At 46.5% G+C, this 17,458-nt stretch carries 17 protein-coding genes; 11 read left to right on the forward strand and 6 right to left on the reverse strand.

The window, feature by feature from the left end; genetic code table 11:
* The coding region (locus tag AACR41_RS11090) for a WG repeat-containing protein (protein WP_045441668.1) at positions 1-535 on the forward strand (535 nt) is incomplete at its 5' end.
* 204 nt (positions 536-739) lie between these two features.
* Here AACR41_RS11090 and AACR41_RS11095 read toward each other — a convergent pair.
* Both AACR41_RS11095 and AACR41_RS11100 read right to left on the reverse strand, forming a co-directional pair.
* Entirely contained in the window at positions 740-1,120 is a 381-nt protein-coding gene (locus AACR41_RS11095; RefSeq protein ID WP_030006464.1) for a hypothetical protein, read from the reverse strand.
* Complete coding sequence (locus AACR41_RS11100; RefSeq protein ID WP_052349624.1) at positions 1,117-2,517, reverse strand: serine/threonine protein kinase; 1,401 nt, start codon at positions 2,515-2,517, stop codon at positions 1,117-1,119. The genes AACR41_RS11095 and AACR41_RS11100 overlap by 4 nt, the downstream gene beginning before the upstream one ends.
* Positions 2,518-3,020: 503 nt before the next feature.
* Here AACR41_RS11100 and AACR41_RS11105 point away from each other — a divergent pair.
* Positions 3,021-3,626, forward strand: a complete 606-nt coding sequence (locus AACR41_RS11105) for a hypothetical protein (protein WP_030006466.1) — start codon at positions 3,021-3,023, stop codon at positions 3,624-3,626.
* Between the two features lie 223 nt (positions 3,627-3,849).
* Here the strand turns inward: AACR41_RS11105 and AACR41_RS11110 are convergent, their stop codons facing one another.
* Positions 3,850-4,080 carry a hypothetical protein gene (locus tag AACR41_RS11110; protein WP_152550979.1) on the reverse strand — a complete coding sequence of 77 codons (231 nt, stop codon included), beginning with the start codon at positions 4,078-4,080 and terminating at the stop codon, positions 3,850-3,852.
* Between AACR41_RS11110 and AACR41_RS11115 the strand changes: the two genes are divergently transcribed.
* Both AACR41_RS11115 and AACR41_RS11120 read left to right on the forward strand, forming a co-directional pair.
* Positions 4,059-4,712, forward strand: coding sequence for a DUF2301 domain-containing membrane protein (locus AACR41_RS11115; RefSeq protein WP_030006467.1), 654 nt, complete (start codon positions 4,059-4,061; stop codon positions 4,710-4,712). The genes AACR41_RS11110 and AACR41_RS11115 overlap by 22 nt on opposite strands.
* Positions 4,713-4,715: 3 nt before the next feature.
* A complete protein-coding gene (locus AACR41_RS11120) occupies positions 4,716-5,309 on the forward strand; it encodes an L-threonylcarbamoyladenylate synthase (protein ID WP_030006468.1) in 594 nt (197 codons plus the stop codon).
* 14 nt (positions 5,310-5,323) lie between these two features.
* On the opposite strand, the gene AACR41_RS11125 is transcribed toward AACR41_RS11120, so the two are convergent.
* Positions 5,324-5,797 (reverse strand): hypothetical protein, encoded by a 474-nt coding sequence (locus AACR41_RS11125; RefSeq protein WP_012306864.1) that lies wholly within the window; start codon positions 5,795-5,797, stop codon positions 5,324-5,326.
* 149 nt (positions 5,798-5,946) lie between these two features.
* Positions 5,947-6,504: a thioredoxin family protein gene (locus tag AACR41_RS11130; protein ID WP_030006469.1), complete on the reverse strand. Its 558-nt coding sequence runs from the start codon at positions 6,502-6,504 to the stop codon at positions 5,947-5,949.
* Between the two features lie 139 nt (positions 6,505-6,643).
* Between AACR41_RS11130 and rimM the strand changes: the two genes are divergently transcribed.
* From rimM to AACR41_RS11150, 4 genes are all read left to right on the forward strand, one after another.
* A complete protein-coding gene (gene rimM, locus AACR41_RS11135; RefSeq protein WP_030006470.1) occupies positions 6,644-7,171 on the forward strand; it encodes a ribosome maturation factor RimM in 528 nt (175 codons plus the stop codon).
* 219 nt (positions 7,172-7,390) lie between these two features.
* Positions 7,391-8,968 (forward strand): phosphoglycerate dehydrogenase, encoded by a 1,578-nt coding sequence (gene serA, locus AACR41_RS11140; RefSeq protein WP_012306867.1) that lies wholly within the window; start codon positions 7,391-7,393, stop codon positions 8,966-8,968.
* 62 nt (positions 8,969-9,030) lie between these two features.
* Positions 9,031-9,921, forward strand: coding sequence for a 50S ribosomal protein L11 methyltransferase (prmA, locus tag AACR41_RS11145; protein WP_030006471.1), 891 nt, complete (start codon positions 9,031-9,033; stop codon positions 9,919-9,921).
* Positions 9,922-10,022: 101 nt separating this feature from the next.
* Positions 10,023-11,960, forward strand: coding sequence for an FAD-dependent oxidoreductase (locus AACR41_RS11150; RefSeq protein WP_030006472.1), 1,938 nt, complete (start codon positions 10,023-10,025; stop codon positions 11,958-11,960).
* 3 nt (positions 11,961-11,963) lie between these two features.
* Here the strand turns inward: AACR41_RS11150 and AACR41_RS11155 are convergent, their stop codons facing one another.
* Positions 11,964-12,263, reverse strand: coding sequence for a DUF3593 domain-containing protein (locus AACR41_RS11155; RefSeq protein WP_030006473.1), 300 nt, complete (start codon positions 12,261-12,263; stop codon positions 11,964-11,966).
* A gap of 67 nt (positions 12,264-12,330) precedes the next feature.
* Here AACR41_RS11155 and AACR41_RS11160 point away from each other — a divergent pair, with 67 nt between their 5' ends.
* The 3 genes from AACR41_RS11160 to AACR41_RS11170 all read left to right on the forward strand — a co-directional run bounded on the left by AACR41_RS11160 (position 12,331) and on the right by AACR41_RS11170 (position 17,458).
* A complete protein-coding gene (locus AACR41_RS11160) occupies positions 12,331-13,488 on the forward strand; it encodes a 2-succinylbenzoate--CoA ligase (RefSeq protein WP_030006474.1) in 1,158 nt (385 codons plus the stop codon).
* 64 nt (positions 13,489-13,552) lie between these two features.
* Positions 13,553-14,287, forward strand: a complete 735-nt coding sequence (locus AACR41_RS11165; RefSeq protein ID WP_030006475.1) for a GDSL-type esterase/lipase family protein — start codon at positions 13,553-13,555, stop codon at positions 14,285-14,287.
* Between the two features lie 33 nt (positions 14,288-14,320).
* Positions 14,321-17,458 carry an alpha-mannosidase gene (locus AACR41_RS11170; RefSeq protein WP_030006476.1) on the forward strand — a complete coding sequence of 1,046 codons (3,138 nt, stop codon included), beginning with the start codon at positions 14,321-14,323 and terminating at the stop codon, positions 17,456-17,458.

A 17,458-nucleotide genomic window follows, 5' to 3' on the forward strand; every position in this document is an offset into this window, starting at 1 on the left:
ATTGTTATTCCACCTACTTTTGATTTTACTAGTTCATTTTTCAGAAGGGCTTGCAGCAGTCATGATCAACGATAAATTGGGTTATATTAATAAACAAGGGCAGATTGTTATTCCACCTACTTTTGATTCTGCTTATTTATTTTTAGAAGGGCTTGCAGAAGTCGCGATCAACGATAAATGGGGTTTTATTAACAGACAAGGACAGTTTGTCATTCCGCCTACTTTTGATTTTGCTAGTTCATTTTCAGAAGGGCTTGCAGCAGTCATGATCAACGATAAATGGGGTTTTATTAACAAACAAGGGCAGTTTGTCATTCCGCCTACTTTTGATGATGCTTATTCATTTTCAGAAGGGCTTGCAACAGTCGAGATCAACGATAAATGGGGTTTTATTAACAAACAAGGGCAGTTTGTCATTCCGCCTACTTTTGATGATGCTTATTCATTTTCAGAAGGGCTTGCAACAGTCATTATCAACGACAAATGGGGTTATATTAATAAACAAGGACAGCTCATTTATGGGAACCTCGACTAATCCTTTTTTATTTCTTGATTTTAATGGTCGAAATAATGAGAAAGTGCTGCTAAAAATCTAATTTTTCTTTGAAGTTCTCTTCAGAGGTTTTTAATTGAATTATAAAGTAGCTTCTTATATTAGTCTCATCAAAATTTTTATAGATTTTTTGCCAATTTAAAAAGGCAGAGTTTTCTTTAAAAATTAATCCTGCCAAATGAGTTACTAACATCCATCATAAAGAGAAACTTTAATAATATTTTCTTGGGAATTGACTAAGTTTCTAATAGTTAAATTTCCTTCACCCGTTCGCCATTCCCATCCTTCTTCAGTCCATCGAGGCTGTTCCATTGTAATGGAGTATTGATCATTATATGCTGTAAAGTAAAAATCGAAGCCATATTCGGAAAGGTCTGCTTGGTTTTCATAATTAAAGGCTTGCACACTTTGATTTATATTTCCATAAAGCGTTTGCCAATCAGAAGCTAGTAATAATTGCTCTGTGGATAAGTCACTGACATAAAGACCACATCCTTCAACTGGTATGTTGGCAAGCTCTATCGGAAACAGTTGTGGTGCTGCGTTTTCTGGATCAATAGCTGTCAAGCTTTCTTTTTTTGAATCCAAAACTCAGAGTCAGTTTCTTGCGTTAATTTATTGATGAATGTTTGAGCATTTTCCCTAGAACCAAAGCTAGCTACCTGAGCAGTATTGTCTTCTCGCAGAAAAGCATCCCCACAATAATTGCTTTTAATCTTCTCCAAAATGGATGATTCACCAATTACTCGATACCATACGCTTTTGCCAGATAATGAATCACCACAACTATCCTTGTATCCTAACAATGGTTCTGTTTCTGGAGGTTCTGGTGGAATATCTTGTGGTGTTTGGTCTACCTCTACTGTTTGGGTATTTTCTATCGTATCAGCAGTAGATTGTTCATTGGATTGAAAGAGACTTGTTAAAAATTCTTGTTGCGATAATAGGGCTCCTGTGATGAACACAGCACAACCACTACCAATCAACCAGCTTAAATAAGTCAGTTTATTTTTTGACTCGTGCATTGGTTGCCCTGACATTCCCTGTGACTTGGCCTGAGATATGACAAAGGTATCAGCATTGGTATTGGCAGAAGCTGCATAGTTATTTCTCTGTCTTGGCGTCAGTAAAGGTGCTTCGACGTTATTTAACGCAACAAACATTGCTTCAGCATTGTCAAAGCGATCTCTTGGATGGGAAGCAATGGCCTGAGTCAGAATGTTTTTGAGTGACGAATCGATCATGGGTACATCATTTTCCCAATTCAATTCGCCATTCGCCGGATTAACGATGAAGTCATTGGGCAGCTTCCCTGTTAAGAGATATATGCCTACCAATCCCAAACTATACAAATCACTACTAAAACTCGGTCTCCCTATTCCTTGCTCAGGGGACATAAAACCAGGCGTACCAATGATAATTGAGCTTTTTAGACTACCTTTAGTCGTTACTTGAGTATTGAGAATCTCCTTAATTGCCCCGAAATCAATCAAAACAGCCGATTGACCTCCTTTGCGTAGCAGGATATTATCTGGCTTAATATCCCGATGAATAATCCCTTGACCATGCACATATTTAAGGATCTTTAGTACCTGCTGCAGAATTTTGGTGGTAAATACTGCTGACTGCGGACCGTCTTGCAAGACAATTTCTGTTAATGTTTTCCCTTCAACGTACTCTTGTACTAAATAAAACAACCCTTCCTCTTCAAAATAGGCATATAGTGATGGAATGTGAGAATAATTTTCCCCTAATGATTCAAGGATTAAGGCTTCTCGATTAAAGCGCTCTTTTACCAGCTCATAGGAGCTCGGATCATCATCAATCCGTCGTAACTGTTTAATGACACATCGTTTCTGGGACGGAGAGTATAAATCTTTCGCTAGGTAGGTGTCGCCGAAACCGCCACTGCCTAACTCTTGGAGAATTTCGTAGCGGTTAGCAATTAGTGATGGCTGTCCCATACGCTTTAATTCTTCTTCGGTGACTGCGTGGTACGGAAGTGGATGCTTCTATAGTATTCTGCTGGTACAAAAGATTGCCAAAGAAATACACAGACAAAAATACTCGACTAAGTGTATGTTGCTGTCTTTTGGCATCATGATTTTGCTGCATCTAGTCTGCTCTTGACTTATGTTATGTTTTATCGTACACTAATTTCACATGGTAACTTCAATTAATCATCCTAATTTTTGTGTAACAAGAAAAGTAGATCTCTTGTTTGCTATCCATAAAATATGTAGTTTTACTAGCATTCAAGGACGTTCTTGTTAGCTTTAGCAGCATTAGTAGTAAAAGTCTAGGGTAATTTTTCAATAAATCTAGCTTATGCTGACACCGAATTTGTCGTTAATGACGATTTTTAGAAATCCACTATTTTTAGTCTGACAACTCATTAAGGTTAGATGGTTGCAATAAAAATAAGCGCGACCTGACTTGAAGCATTTATCAGTGAGTCTTAAATTCTATGCGTCCAGTTCTCCAAAGCTGCAAAACAGTTTCCAAAAATTGCAGAGCCACCAAACCGGCTCTTGATCCAAACAAGAGTAGTCTGCAATTGTTAACTGATGAATATATCCAGAAATGGGGAAATTATTACAAGTTAGAGAGTAAGTGGTGGGGTGATAAAGAATTAACTTGGAAAAAAGCAATTGAAAGAGCCTGGAAGTCTCGTCTTTCAAATGAAAAAATGCATAGTCATCAATGTCGGGTTGCTCATAAATTACCTGAAGGATTAAGAATTGCATTAGCTGACAAGACGCAACCAGAAGACTTTAAGGACTTCCAGAGTGTCTATGATTGGGTGCAATCGATTGTTATTCGTGTTAAAGGCTTGGCAAACACAACAGCCTACGATGTTGCGCAACGGTTAGGGGCTTGGTTAGGGCTAGAACCAACTGTAGTTTATTTGCATGCGGGAACTGCTGATGGAGCAAAAAAATTTGGGATTAAAGGACATAGTGCCCCACTGAGTTTATTTCCAAAAGAAATTCAATTATTAGGAGCTACCCATGCAGAAAATTTCCTGTGTATCTATAAAAATAAAATTTCTGACAGCACAGTGAATAGCTAAAAATTGCTGCTGTTTTTTGAAATCACCTGCCGCTGCTGGCTTCTGTCATTGCAGATATAAAATACTGTCTGCCATTCGGTTAATTTGATTCAGAAAAAGGGGTAAAAATAGGGGCGGGAGTAAAAACCTTACAATCAAGCTGTCCGATCGCCTATTGGTCTTGGAGAAGTGAAATCGCCTGGTTCAGGTCAGCATAGGTGAGGCTGACCCTGGTGCCATAAGCCTAAAACTCTGGCGGTAAGGAACTGGGCAACTCATCGGGAAAACCAATGGTGACACTGCCGGAAACCAGGACAAGACTGTTGGGATAACGCTGGGCGATCGCCTCCAAACTTTCCCCTAGCGGTTCATCATTAAAACCCTGGGTAAATGTTTGATTGACTGGTTTACGATAAACGTAGATGTTTTGGAAATGGATAACTGGAAAGAGTAATGTCTGATGCCTCTTTATCACCCCAACCCCCAGAAGTGTATGCCGGTTACTACGGCGAATTTACGATCACCGCTGCCGATCGCCAGGAAGTTTTTCTTTATCGTCTGGGGTTGGCGATCGCCGCTGGTGCCTTTAGCTTTGGTACTGCTTTAGCTATTGCTTTAGGCGATCAGGGTTGGTCGCAGGGATTAATTTCTGGACTATTCGTCGCCTTTTGTGGTGGTCTGGGTCTCAGTTTGACCAAGATTCATATTTATCTCATTCCTTTACACCGACTGCTCCAGGGCTTTTGGTTCGTGGGCTGTGGCGCGGCGATCGCCTTTGGTCTCATTTTTCCAGAACCGCTATTCGTCACCGTTTTAGAAAAACCCCAGACCCTCTGGGGCATTGGCTTTCTTTTTGCCGCCTTGACGGGAATTTTCTTTAAGGAGGGTTTTTGTTTTCGGCGTTTGGAAACAATGCTTCTGACGCCTTTGGTGCCATTCCTGTTACTCGGTCATCTAACCCAGCTTTTACCGCTAGCAGTTGCCCAAATTGGGTTCAGTCTGTGGAGCGTTTTATTCATCATTTTTGCAGCCCGAAAATTTACACAAAAGCCCGCCGATGATATTGGTGATAAAAGTGTATTTGACCATCTCAAACAAACCCAATAATTAATGCCCCTCGTTACTGCTGCTGCCCTGGTTGACCAGGCAAATAATGGCCAAGTGGTGAGCTTCCCCACGGATACCGTGCCTGCCCTCGCGGCACAACCCGACGCCGCCCCCCTGATCTATCAATTGAAACGGCGATCGCCCGACAAACCGCTGATCCTGATGACGGCTTCCCTGCCGGAGATTTGGGACTATGTGGTGGGTAGTGAAACAGAAAAAGCACAATGGCAGGCGATCGCCCAGCAATATTGGCCAGGGGCGTTGACCCTTGTCCTGCCCGCTTCTGAAAAGGTTTCAGCGGCAATGAATCCGACTAATTCCGGTACCATTGGCGTGCGTGTCCCCGATTTGGCCTTGGCCCAAGGGATTTTGCGAGAAACAGGCCCCCTCGCCACCACCAGCGCCAACCGTTCCGGTAGCGACCCCCTCGAATGGATGGCGGCGATCGCCAAAGAATTTCCCGAAATCCCAGTGCTTGATTGCACAACCCAGGAACGAACAAGCAAGATTGGCAGTGGACAGCCCTCGACGGTGGCCCAGTGGACAGGCTCCGGCTGGCGCATTCTCCGTCAAGGGGCAGTGAGCCTTAATTTGTAAAAAATAATTTGTGTTTAAGCGCGGTCTTGGTTTTGGCGCATCCCAAAGACGAGGCCCAAGCCGACGATTCCCGCTAGGAATGAATAGGCAAAGTAATCATGGCTGTGTTCCGGTTGGGGCAGTTCGCTAATGGCGTTGGCGTCGATCCCCTCTGCTTGGACGGGCACAATCAGGCGATCCCAGTGGCTATCGTCGGCGGAACCAATTTCTACGGCCCAGTCTCCGGCTTTGGTAGTGTCGGCTTTGAAGCTAAATTTCCCGTTTTCATCGGTGCGACCAATCATGATCGGTTGGTCAGGATTTTCTGGAGAGTAAACCGTAACGGGGGCATTGGGGAAAACTTCGCCATCACCAAAGGTGCTTTGGAGCTCAAAGTTATCGAAGCGCACTTGGAAATTCGTTTCAATGGCGTGGGCCAGGGCTGCTTTGGGGGCGAGACAGCCGACTGACAAGCAAGTGATGGTGGTGAGGAGAGACTTAATATTCATAGGTACTTTACTGAAACAGGGCGTAACCTGAAACCTAGGGTATTTAGAAAACTGAGGCACCAGCACGAACGGGCCAGGGCCTTAAAATTGGCTTCAATTATAGCCAACCTTTCTGGGAAAATTTGTGAGGCAAGTTTTTCGCCCAAAACCTAGGACTTAACCTGGGCGCCGTGGCTACGGGGATCACTCTGGCGGGGTTGTTGATTGGGGCGATCGAGTTTAGAAACTTGGCCTTGGTCGTAGGTGTAGGGTAAGTCGTTGTGGGCGAGGAGGGCATTGAGGTCGGCTTCTAAAATACTGCGCGGTTGTTCGCCAATGGTTTCGGCGATCGCCTCACCAGTTTCATCAAGGAAAACAAAGTGGGGAATCCCATCAACGCGGTATTTCAGCACTTCCGGGAGCCATTTGCCGTTATCGACATTGAGCATCACAAAATTAAGGCGATCGCCGTAGGTTTGTTTGATTTGCCGAAGATCCGGGGCCATGGCCTGACAACTGGTACACCAATCCGCATAAAATTCCATCAAAGTCGGGCGACCATTGTCGAGGGCGACGGTGAGGGGCACAGCTTCGGCGGCCTGGGCTTCGAGGGTAGCGGCAGGGGGCTGGAATTTGATCCCCAGGGCGAGGGATACCGCCAGGGCGATCGCCACCAAACCAATTACGAGACCTTTGAGTTTATTTTGTCCAGAATTTGTGTCAGTCATAGCTAAGGGCCAGATTCTAAGTAAAACTTATAAGTATTGTAAAGGGCGCGTTCCGTCAGAAAAATCCGATAAAGTAAGAAGCCTGAGTTTTTAACCCACATTTTTCACATTGCTCTAAAAAAAGGCATCGAGGCGCAACATGGCAGAACAGGATTGGATCATCATTGGCCAGGTGGTGGCCGCCCAGGGTCTTAAAGGAGAAGTGCGGATTAATCCCAGCACTGATTTTCCCGAACGCTTCGAAGTGCCCGGCCAACGGTGGTTACAACTGCCCAACCAAGACCCCCAGTCGGTAGAACTCGAACGGGGCCGACAAATCCCTGGTAAAAATTTATTTGTCGTGAAATTTGAACATATCCAAGACCGCACCCAAGCAGAAAATATCCGGGGTGCCAAAGTCCTGGTGCGGGCAGGCGATCGCCCCGAACTTGAAGCCGACGAATACCATGTCAGCGACCTGATTGGCCTTGAGGTATTTGATTACAACACCCAAGCCAAACTAGGGATTGTCAGCGATCTCTACATGGCGGCCCAGGACGTCCTCGAAGTCACCGATGCCAACCAGAAAAAGCACCTTGTCCCCTTCGTGAAGGCCATTGTCCCCGTCGTTGATCTAGTAGAAAATCGCCTGGAAGTGGATGCCCCTCCCGGACTTTTTGAGATTTAAGTACCAAAACTCCGCCTGTAAATCTAGAAAAAAGGCGATCGCCCCCAGGGAAAAATCCGTCCAGGGTGAGCAGTCAGGATAGAATAATCCTTTGTTCTATACAAAAACTTAAGGATCTGTAGCCCTCGTGCCCACGGGAACTTCCCCCAAACCCCGCCCCCGGCGACACGACCCGCAGTATCCGACCCAAACGAAACATTTATATTTAATCGAATTGTTATGGCTAAAGTTCTTGTTTCCGACTCTATCGACCAAGCCGGAATCGATATCCTCTCCCAGGTCGCCCAAGTAGACGTTAAAGTCGGATTACCCCTCGAAGAACTCATCAGCATTATTCCCGAATACGATGCCCTGATGATTCGCTCCGGAACCAAAGTCACCAAAGAAGTGATCGAAGCCGGTAAAAACCTCAAAATCATTGGCCGTGCCGGAGTCGGTGTTGATAATGTCGATATTCCCGCCGCCACCCGCCAAGGGATCATCGTCGTCAACTCCCCCGAAGGAAACACCATTGCCGCCGCAGAACATGCCCTCGCGATGATGTTGTCCCTCTCTCGCCACATCCCCGATGCCAACCAGTCCGTCAAAGCCAAAGAATGGAACCGGAAAAAATTCATCGGCGCAGAAGTTTACAAAAAGACCCTCGGCGTTGTCGGTCTCGGCAAAATTGGTGCCCACGTAGCTAGCGTCGGTAAAGCCCTAGGCATGAAGCTCCTCGCCTACGATCCATTTATCTCCGAAGAACGGGCCGGACAATTGGGTTGTCGCCTCGTCGATCTCGATTACCTGTTCCGGGAAGCCGACTACATTACCCTCCACGTCCCCAAAACCCCCGAAACCACTCACTTGATTGGCGAAGAGTCCATCGCCAAAATGAAGCCCACCACCCGCATTGTTAACTGTGCTCGCGGTGGCGTTGTTGACGAAGCCGCCGTTGCTAAAGCGATCCAAGAAGGTCGCCTTGGTGGGGCCGCTTTGGATGTTTTTGAAGAAGAACCCCTGGGTGAATCCGAACTCCGGGCCTTGGATAACGTCGTCCTTACGCCCCACTTGGGTGCTTCTACCGCTGAAGCCCAGGTAAATGTTGCCGTTGATGTTGCCGAGCAAATTCGGGATGTCATTTTAGGGTTGCCAGCACGCTCTGCGGTGAATATTCCTGGCCTCAATGCCAACGTCATGGAAAAACTGCGTCCCTATCTCCAGTTGGCGGAGACCCTAGGGAACATGGTCGGTCAGTTGGCCGGGGGCCGCATCGAAAAATTAAATGTGACCCTCCAAGGGGATTTAGCCGAAAAAGAAGCCAAGCCCTTGGTTGTAGCTGCTCTTAAAGGCTTACTTTCTCCAGCATTGCGGGAACGGGTCAACTATGTAAACGCAGAAATTGAAGCGAAGGAACGGGGCATCCGGATCATTGAAACCCGTGATGAATCGGTACGTGATTACACCGGGGCTATTCACCTAGAAGCCACTGGGGCCGATGGGGAACACTCCGTCAATGGGGCGCTGTTGAGTGATGGGGATATCCGCATTACCAGTATCAATGGTTTCCCCATCAATGTGCCGCCGACGGGCTATATGCTCTTTACGCTCCACCGGGATGTGCCGGGGATTATCGGAAAAATCGGTTCTCTGCTGGGCAGCTTTAATGTGAACATTGCCAGTATGCAGGTGGGCCGCAAGATTGTCCGGGGTGATGCCGTGATGGTACTGAGCTTGGATGATCCGCTGCCAGAAGGCGTTCTGAGTGAGATTACGAAGGTAACCGGCATCCGGGATGCCTATACGGTTAAGCTGTAAGGTTAAGCTACGGGGGAAAGGTCTCTGGATACTTTCCCCTGGCCAATGACAAGGGGAAAAAGATGACAACAACTTGGTGGGAATTACAGATCCTCTGCGACCCGAGTTTAGAAGAGACGATTTTCTGGCGCTTAGATGATTTTGGCTGTCGGGGAATGGCGGGGGAGCAGAAGGGGCAGTCCTACCTGATTCGTGCCTACAGTCCCCAGGCGGAGTTTGATCATTTGGATCTTGCGGCCTTAGCGCTGCTACTGAAACAGGATGCTTTACTTGCCCGTTTGCCTAAACCCGCGGTTAAGTGGCATCTCATTGATGAGGAAGATTGGTCAAGTAGCTGGAAGAGCCATTGGCAACCCCAAGAAATTGGCGATCGCCTGTTGATTTACCCAGCCTGGTTAGAAGTGCCCACCCATTCAGAACGCCTCCTATTGCGCCTCGATCCGGGTTCTGCCTTTGGGACTGGCGCTCACCAGACCACCCAACTGTGCCTCGAAGCCCTAGAAATGCGTTTAGGGCAGCAACCAGAAACCCAGGTAATCGCGGATATTGGCTGTGGTTCGGGGATTCTTTCCATCGGGTCTCTCCTTTTGGGGGCGAAGCAAACCTTTGGGGTGGATACGGATATTTTGGCGGTGACTGCCTCCAACAGTAATCGGGCGCTCAATAACATCGAACCAGAGCGCATGGTCGTCGCCCAGGGCAGCATCGATACCCTTCCCAAAATGTACCCGGAGCCCTTTGACGGGATTGTTTGTAATATCTTGGCGGAAATTATTATTGAGCTGATCCCCAAGATGTCGGCGATCGCCAAACCGGACACCTGGGGAATCCTCAGCGGCATTCTGATCGAACAAATTCAACCCATCGCCGATACCCTCGAGCAAAATGGCTGGGCGATCGCCGCCCTCTGGAAGAAAGACGAATGGTGTTGCTTCAATATCCGCCGAAACTAAGTCTTTTTGCGCAAATGTGACAAAGTGCCGAAAAAAACAACCCACCCCCAGCAAATCAGTTCATAATAATTGACACTAGATGTGCAATTAAACTGAATGGCATGAGTGACAACACTTCCCTTCCCCCCATTTCCCGCCGTAGCGCCCTCAAACTCCTTGGGGTGGGAGCCGCCGGATCGATGGTCGGGTACACCCGCTTCGCCAAACCCCACCCGACGATCCACCAGCAAGAATCCTTGGATTTACCCCACTATCACACCCAGGGGAAAAAAGTCGTTGTCATTGGGGGTGGTTTAGCAGGGCTGGCCGCTGCCTACGAATTAAGCCAACGGGGTTTTCAGGTCACGCTGTTAGAAAAAGCCCCCCAACTCGGTGGCAAGGTCGCCAGTTGGAAAATTAATGTCGGTGAAGATGAGTTCATGATGGAACACGGCTTCCACGGCTTTTTTCCCCAGTATTACAACCTCAAGAGCTTGGTCAGTGAACTGAGCATCAACGACAATTTTCAATCCTTAGATTTTTATTCCCTCGTTTTCAAAGATCCAGACCGCTATCGCCCAGAGGTATTTCGTCCCAGTAATACCGCATTTCCTTGGAATATCGTGGATCTCGCCATTTCTTCGCCGAACCGACTCCGTTGGGGCATTAACCTCACAAAAATTAAGCATTTAGAGGTTTTTCACGCGATCACGGGCTTTAAAATCCCCCGCACCTACGACACCTACGACACTATTACCGTGGCGGATTGGGTCCGGGGTGAATTTCCCCAGGGCCTTTATGACCTCTACTTTTTACCCTTCGCTAAATCTAGCCTAAATGCCCCCGATACCTTGAGCACAGGGGAATTGCTGCAATTTTTCCACTTCTACTTTTTTGGGAACCCAGAGGGCCTAGCGTTTAACGGCACCGTGGATGACATGGGCACGAGCCTCGTTCAACCCATTGCCGACGCCATCCGCGCGAAAGGGGGCCAAATTTTGACCGATGTGTCCGTCAGCGAAATTCAATGTCAGGACAACAAAATCCTGGCGATCGCCTACCAACAGGGAGACGAGCAAACGGATGTACCTTTCTGGACGAAGCAGAATGAATTGATTACCGATGACAGTCTGGAATACTACGGCGCTGGGGATGCGATGTATGCGGTCAATCCAGAAACAGAGGAAGGCTTGTCCTTAACTTGCACCCACCAGGGTTGTACCGTCGGTCGGCAACCGGATGGATCTTTCCTCTGTCCCTGCCATGGCGCTCGCTATGATGCCAACGGTAAACGCTTGAGTGGCCCCGCCCAACGGGATTTAGCTCCATTTAAAGTCCAAGCCCGTGAAGCTGATCAAGTACGGTTGGTGGCTGAAAATCCCAGTGATGAACTCCAGCGGGGCACCCTTGCCGCCGATTATGTGGTGCTGGCGACGGACGTGCCCGGAACTCGCCATTTGTTTACCCGCTTAGTGGGAGACCGGGATCCAGAGGCAGAACGTAAAGTTGATCAATTGGTGGTGTCTGATCCCTTTGCGGTGGGACGGTTCTGGTTGGATCGAGATTTCCCCTGGGAGCACAGTAAGTTTGCATCATTGTCGGGCTATGCCTTGACCGATAGCATTACCCTATATCACCAAATCCAGACCCAGTTTAAGGATTGGGCCGCCCGTACCGGGGGTAGTGTGGTGGAGCTCCATGCTTACTGTTATAAAGAAAAAGAATTTCCGACCCAAGAGGCACTGTTGGCCACCTTTGAGCAGGAACTATACGAAATTGTACCGGAACTCAAGGGAGCGACGGTGCTCCATCGGCAACTGGTGAACCAAAAGAATTTCTCTGGCTATCCCCCCAATAGCTATGGCGATCGCCCCACCACCGAAAGCGAAATTAGCAATCTCATGTATGCCGGGGATTGGGTAAAAATGCCGTTCCCCTGTGGCTTGATGGAACGGGCGATCAGTAGCGGTTTGCTCGCTGCCAATAGCGTTCTCCAACGGGAAGGGATACAGCGGCGGCCGATTCTCTCGGTGAATCCGGAGGGGGTTTTTAAAATCTAAAAACTATTCGGATTTTGTCTGTTTGAGTTTGGCGATCGCCCCGACAAAACCCAAGACTACCAGCACGTTGGAGAGGGTCAAAAAAGATTCAGCGCTGCCATGGAGCCAGTCCACATTTGCCAACTCTTCGCCATATTGCACCTGGGCGTAAATGCCGGCGGGAATGGAGATCGCCACAAAAACGAGGAGGACGTAAAAGCCGATCAGGGCCAGTTTTGGCGTTTTCCCGGATTTGGTCAGGAACCATAAAAAACCGAGATAGGGAAACAGGGACAGGGCAAAAAAAGTTTCTTTGGAGAACATTATGGAATAATCAGCAACCAAGGGGCGTTTGTCTCCGTATTTTAAAGGATTCTGCCTATTTGCTTCGATGTCGTCGCTCCAAATTATTGATCAAAAAAATCCAGCCTTCTTTATTGAAGCGTTTCAAAAGGCGATCGCCCGTCACGAATCCGTGTTGCTAGTCAATTCTACTTGGCAAACTTCAGAACGGACACAAATTAAATCACTCTTAGGGCAAGATCAAAGGCCAGAACTTCTAACAAAAAAATCCCACATTTTAATTCCCACCGGCGGCACATCAGGACAACTAAAGTTAGCAATTCATACCCCTGAAACCTTGTCTGCTTCGGCCCAGGCTTTCCAACGTTTCTTCGCTTTAGAACGGGTAAATTGTTTTTGTATTTTGCCCTTCTACCATGTCAGCGGCTTGATGCAATGGTGGCGATCGCATTTGAGTGGGGGTGACTTTAAACTCGGCGATTATCCAGCGTTAAAACGTGGCATTTTACCGGAGGGGGATATGAGTAATTTTTGTCTATCCCTAGTGCCGACCCAATTACAAGTATTACTTCAAATTTGCCCCCAATGGTTAGCCCAGTTCCGCTTAATCTTACTCGGTGGTGCTCCGCCTTGGCGATCGCTCCTTGAGCAAGCCCGGCAATCGCAGCTCCGGATTGCTCTGACCTACGGCATGACGGAAACCGCTTCCCAGGTGGTGGCCCTAAAATCAGCAGACTTTTTAGACGGCAAAGATTGTGCGGGCCAAGTTTTGCCCCATGCCAATTTATCTTTATCAGAAACGGGTTTAATTTCCATTGCGGCCCAATCGTTATTTCTCGGTTATTATCCCAAGTTTGATCATCCTAAAATCTTAGAAACCGATGATGTAGGATACTTTGATCAAGCTGGCTATTTACATTTATTGGGACGTCAAAGCCAGAAGATTATTAGTGGTGGTGAAAATATTTATCCAGCGGAAATTGAAGCGGCAATTCTAGGAACGAAATTCGTTAAAGATGCGGTAGTTTTGGGTTTGCCGGATCCTTACTGGGGAGAAGTTGTCATTGCTGTGCTGAGTTTAGACAATCTGGGTGATTTAGACAAAATTAAAAAGGCGATCGCCAAGCAATTAAGCCCTTATAAACAGCCAAAATATTGGTTGCTGGTTGAACAATTGCCGCGCAATGCCCAGGGAAAGTTAAACCGAATCAAACTCCGTCAAATGATTGAAAATCGCTATCAGTAAAGGAGGAAGTCGCATTTTTGATGTAGATTTATGAAGCAAGCTTAATTTTGCCAATACATCTGCCATGACTGCCCTTAGTCCTACCCACATCAACCCCAGCTACGCCCAACGTCATCCGCTGCGGGTGGTCGCTTTCGGGGATAGTTTGGTGTATGGGTTTGGCGATCCAGTCCGGGGTGGTTGGGTCGAGCAATTACGGCTCCACTGGATGGGCAATCCCCAAGGCCATGTGCTCTATAACCTCGGTGTGCGGGGTGATACGGTGAAATTGGTAGGCGATCGCCTCGGAGCCGAGTACCAACAACGGGGTGAATTGCGTAATAAACAGCCGGATTTAATTTTGTTGTCCGTCGGGGTCAATGATTCGCCGCGCCTGGGGCGTCCCGATGGGAAAAGTTTTACGGATTTTGACCTTTTCCAAAGCCAGTTAGACAATTTGTTAGAACAGGCGCAACAATTTTGTCCGGTGATTTTTATCGGTCAAGTGCCCGTTAATGAAGCCAAAATGCCTTTTCTCGACTGCCTATATTACAGTCACAGCGAACAGTATCGTTACAAAGAATTGACGAAAAAACTGTGTGGCGATCGCCAAATTTTATACCTAGATATTTTTGATTTGTGGCTCAGTCGTGGCACCCACTGGGTCAATGAGCACCTCAGCGCCGACGGTCTCCACCCCAACAGCGGAGGCTATGCGATGCTCTTTCAAGATGTGATCAACTGGCAGGCGATCGCCCAACTCCATTCTGGTAACACTTGCTCAATTTCATCGAAAACGCCAGTATCCCTTGGGGTTTAAGATAAAAGTCAGTTCTCTGGCTGAAAATCCCCCATGGCATCCCCTGTTATCCAAGCGACCATCGAGCGCCTAAAAAGTTTTGTTACATTGCCGACCCAAACGACATGGCAATTTTACCAAGCTGAGACCGATGTTCCGAAAACATTTCGGCCAGATTTAGCAACCTTTCAATCCACTCAGCTCGCAGCAATTCAACCAAATAATAATGGTTATCTCGTTTTTGAAAAGGGATTAAAGCTCGCTTGGTTTTACCAAAAAATTACGCTCCCCGAAAGTATTAATGACTATTGTATCTCCGGATTAAATACCCGCTTAAATCTTACTTGGTGGGCCGAAATTGCCGCAATTTTTGTCAACGGTAAATTAGTTTGTGAAGGCGATTTATTTGATTCTTCAACGCGGCTACTATTAACGGATCAGGCCCAAGCGAATCAGATTTTTGAGGTGGCGATCGCCCTTGTTAGTCCGGGCCATGACATTGGCGCATTAATGAAATCTGAATTGATTTTTGAATCACCTACCTTAGATATTTTAGAAGCGGGGAGTTTTGCCACAGAATTACAAATTTTGACCGACTATTTAGCGCGTCATGACCCAGAAAAAATAACTTTTGTAGAAGCGCACTTAAATCGTATCCCTTGGGCACAAGTCACAGATACACAAGCGTTTAATCAAACGTTAGCAGAAATTCGGACAGCACTAATACCAGTTGCCAGTTGCCTTAAAACACGAAAATTTCATATTTTGGGTCACGCCCACTTAGATATGGCTTGGCTCTGGACAACTGCTGAAACCTGGGAAATGGGACAACGCACATTTCAATCGGTTTTAAATCTCCAAGGGGAATTTCCTGAATTGATTTTTGGCCATAGCACCCCAGCCCTCTATGATTGGATTGAAAAAAATCGTCCTGATCTTTGGGAGAAAATTCAACAGGCAGTTAATCATAATTGTTGGGAATTATTGGGGGGGATGTGGGTTGAGCCCGATGTAAATTTGGTTTCTGGGGAATCTATTATCCGCCAATTTCTTTATGGTCAACAATACTTTTTTGAAAAATTTGGCCGACGTTCAACCATTGCTTGGTTGCCAGATTCCTTTGGGTTTCCCAATCAATTTCCCCAATTGGCCCAGCATTGCGATATTAAAGCATTTGGCACCGGAAAGCTCCACTGGAATGATACGGCTCCTTTTCCCCATGGTTTATTTTGGTGGCGATCGCCCGATGGCACCGACCTGTTAACCTTCATGACGCCTCCCAATGTCACCGGAATCATGGATACCAATCCGCTGACGATGGCCAGTTATGCCCAAAAATGGGAAGCACAAACCCATTTAAAAGATATTTTTTGGTTGCCGGGCGTGGGTGATCATGGTGGTGGCCCCACAAAGGATATGTTGCAGGTGGCCCGCAAGTGGCAACAGTCGCCATTTTTTCCTAAATTAGAATTTTCTACCGCAGAAAGTTACCTCAACCACGTTAAAGAAACTCCCAATTTACCAGTTTGGCAGGATGAACTTTATTTAGAATTGCATCGTGGGTACTATAGCGTGCACCGGGATCAAAAAATCTTTAATAATCGCTGTGAAACCTTACTACGTCAAGTTGAAATTTGGTCGGCGATCGCCAACAATTTATCCAACAAGGATTCCTCTAGCTTAAAGATATCTCAAAAACAATTAAAAGACCTTTGGAAAAAAGTTTTATTTAACCAATTTCACGATATTTTGCCCGGCACCTCGATTCCTGAAGTCTTTACAGAAGCTAACCAACAATGGCAGGAAGTGATTAATGCTGGGGAAGCGATGTTATCCCAAAGTTTTAAGGCGATCGCCTCGCAAATCACCTATGATTGCCCCTTAGCAAAGGCGGCTAAACCACTACTTCTTTTTAATGACCTCAACTGGGAGCGCACAGAGGTTGTTAGTTTAACTATTCCAGATTTAGTGACAGTTTACGACTGGAACGGCAACAAAGTCGAGCCACAAATCATTGTTGAAGATTTACAGGCAGATCACAACGACAAAAAATATTTATCTTTTCTCGCGACAGTGCCATCCGTCGGTTATTCCCTTTACTGGTTGTGTCCCGATCCGCAAGCACCAACCCAAAGAGAAGACGATTTACAGAATGAACCAGACTTTATTTTAGAGAATGATTTTCTCCGTATCGAAATCGACCCGAAAACGGGAAATCTTGCCCAATGTTTTGACAAAATAAATGAAAAAAATATCTTTTCTGATGCGGGCAATCAACTGCAAGCCTTTGAAGATAAAGGCCAATACTGGGACGCCTGGGATATTGCCCCTGATTATGAAACCAAACCTCTCCATTCTCCTGAAGTAGTTTCAATTTACTGGCGAGAAAAAAATGCTGTGCGCTCAATTATCCGTGTGAAAAAGCAATTAAATCAATCCACTTTTAGCCAGGATTATCAACTCGATTGCCAGGGAAAAATGCTAAAGATTTACAGCACTGTGGATTGGCAGGAAGACCAAGTTGTCTTAAAAGTGGCATTTCCCTTGGCCATTGACGGGGCTACTTGTACCTATGAAACTCCCTGCGGGGCCATTGAACGAAAACCGGAAATTGATTCCGTAAAATGGGAAGTGCCAGCCTTACGCTGGGCTGATTTTCACAATGAGAAGTATGGCGTCAGTATTCTCACCAAAAATCACCATGGCTACGATACAAAATCCGGTCAATTGCGCTTAACGTTACTCAAAAGTCCCCTTTGGCCTGACCCTCAAGCAGATCGAGGAACGCATCATCTAGCCTATGCTCTGTATCCCCATAGTGGCCCATGGCAAAGGGCAAAAACCGTTAATTTAGCACGGAATTTCAATTCACCTTTACGGGCAGTGGTTCCTGACATTACGACCACCCAAAACGATTTGTTGCCCCACCATTCTTTTTTGACATTAGGCTCAGATAATTTGGTTTTATTGGCATTAAAACAGGCGGAATCAAATCAAGGTTATATCCTTCGTTTTTACGAAGCTTGTGGCCAAACAACTGAATTGAATTGTCGTAATACTTTGGGATTAACCATCACAGAGCAAGTAAATGGCTTAGAAGATACGATTTCACAAACAATTGACATACCGATTGAACCTTGGAAAGTCCAAAGTTATCGCTTAGAAAAACATCAAAACGCGAAAAACACCTAG

The organism is Picosynechococcus sp. NKBG042902 (assembly GCF_963864045.1).
Classification (GTDB): Bacteria; Cyanobacteriota; Cyanobacteriia; order Cyanobacteriales; family MRBY01; genus MRBY01.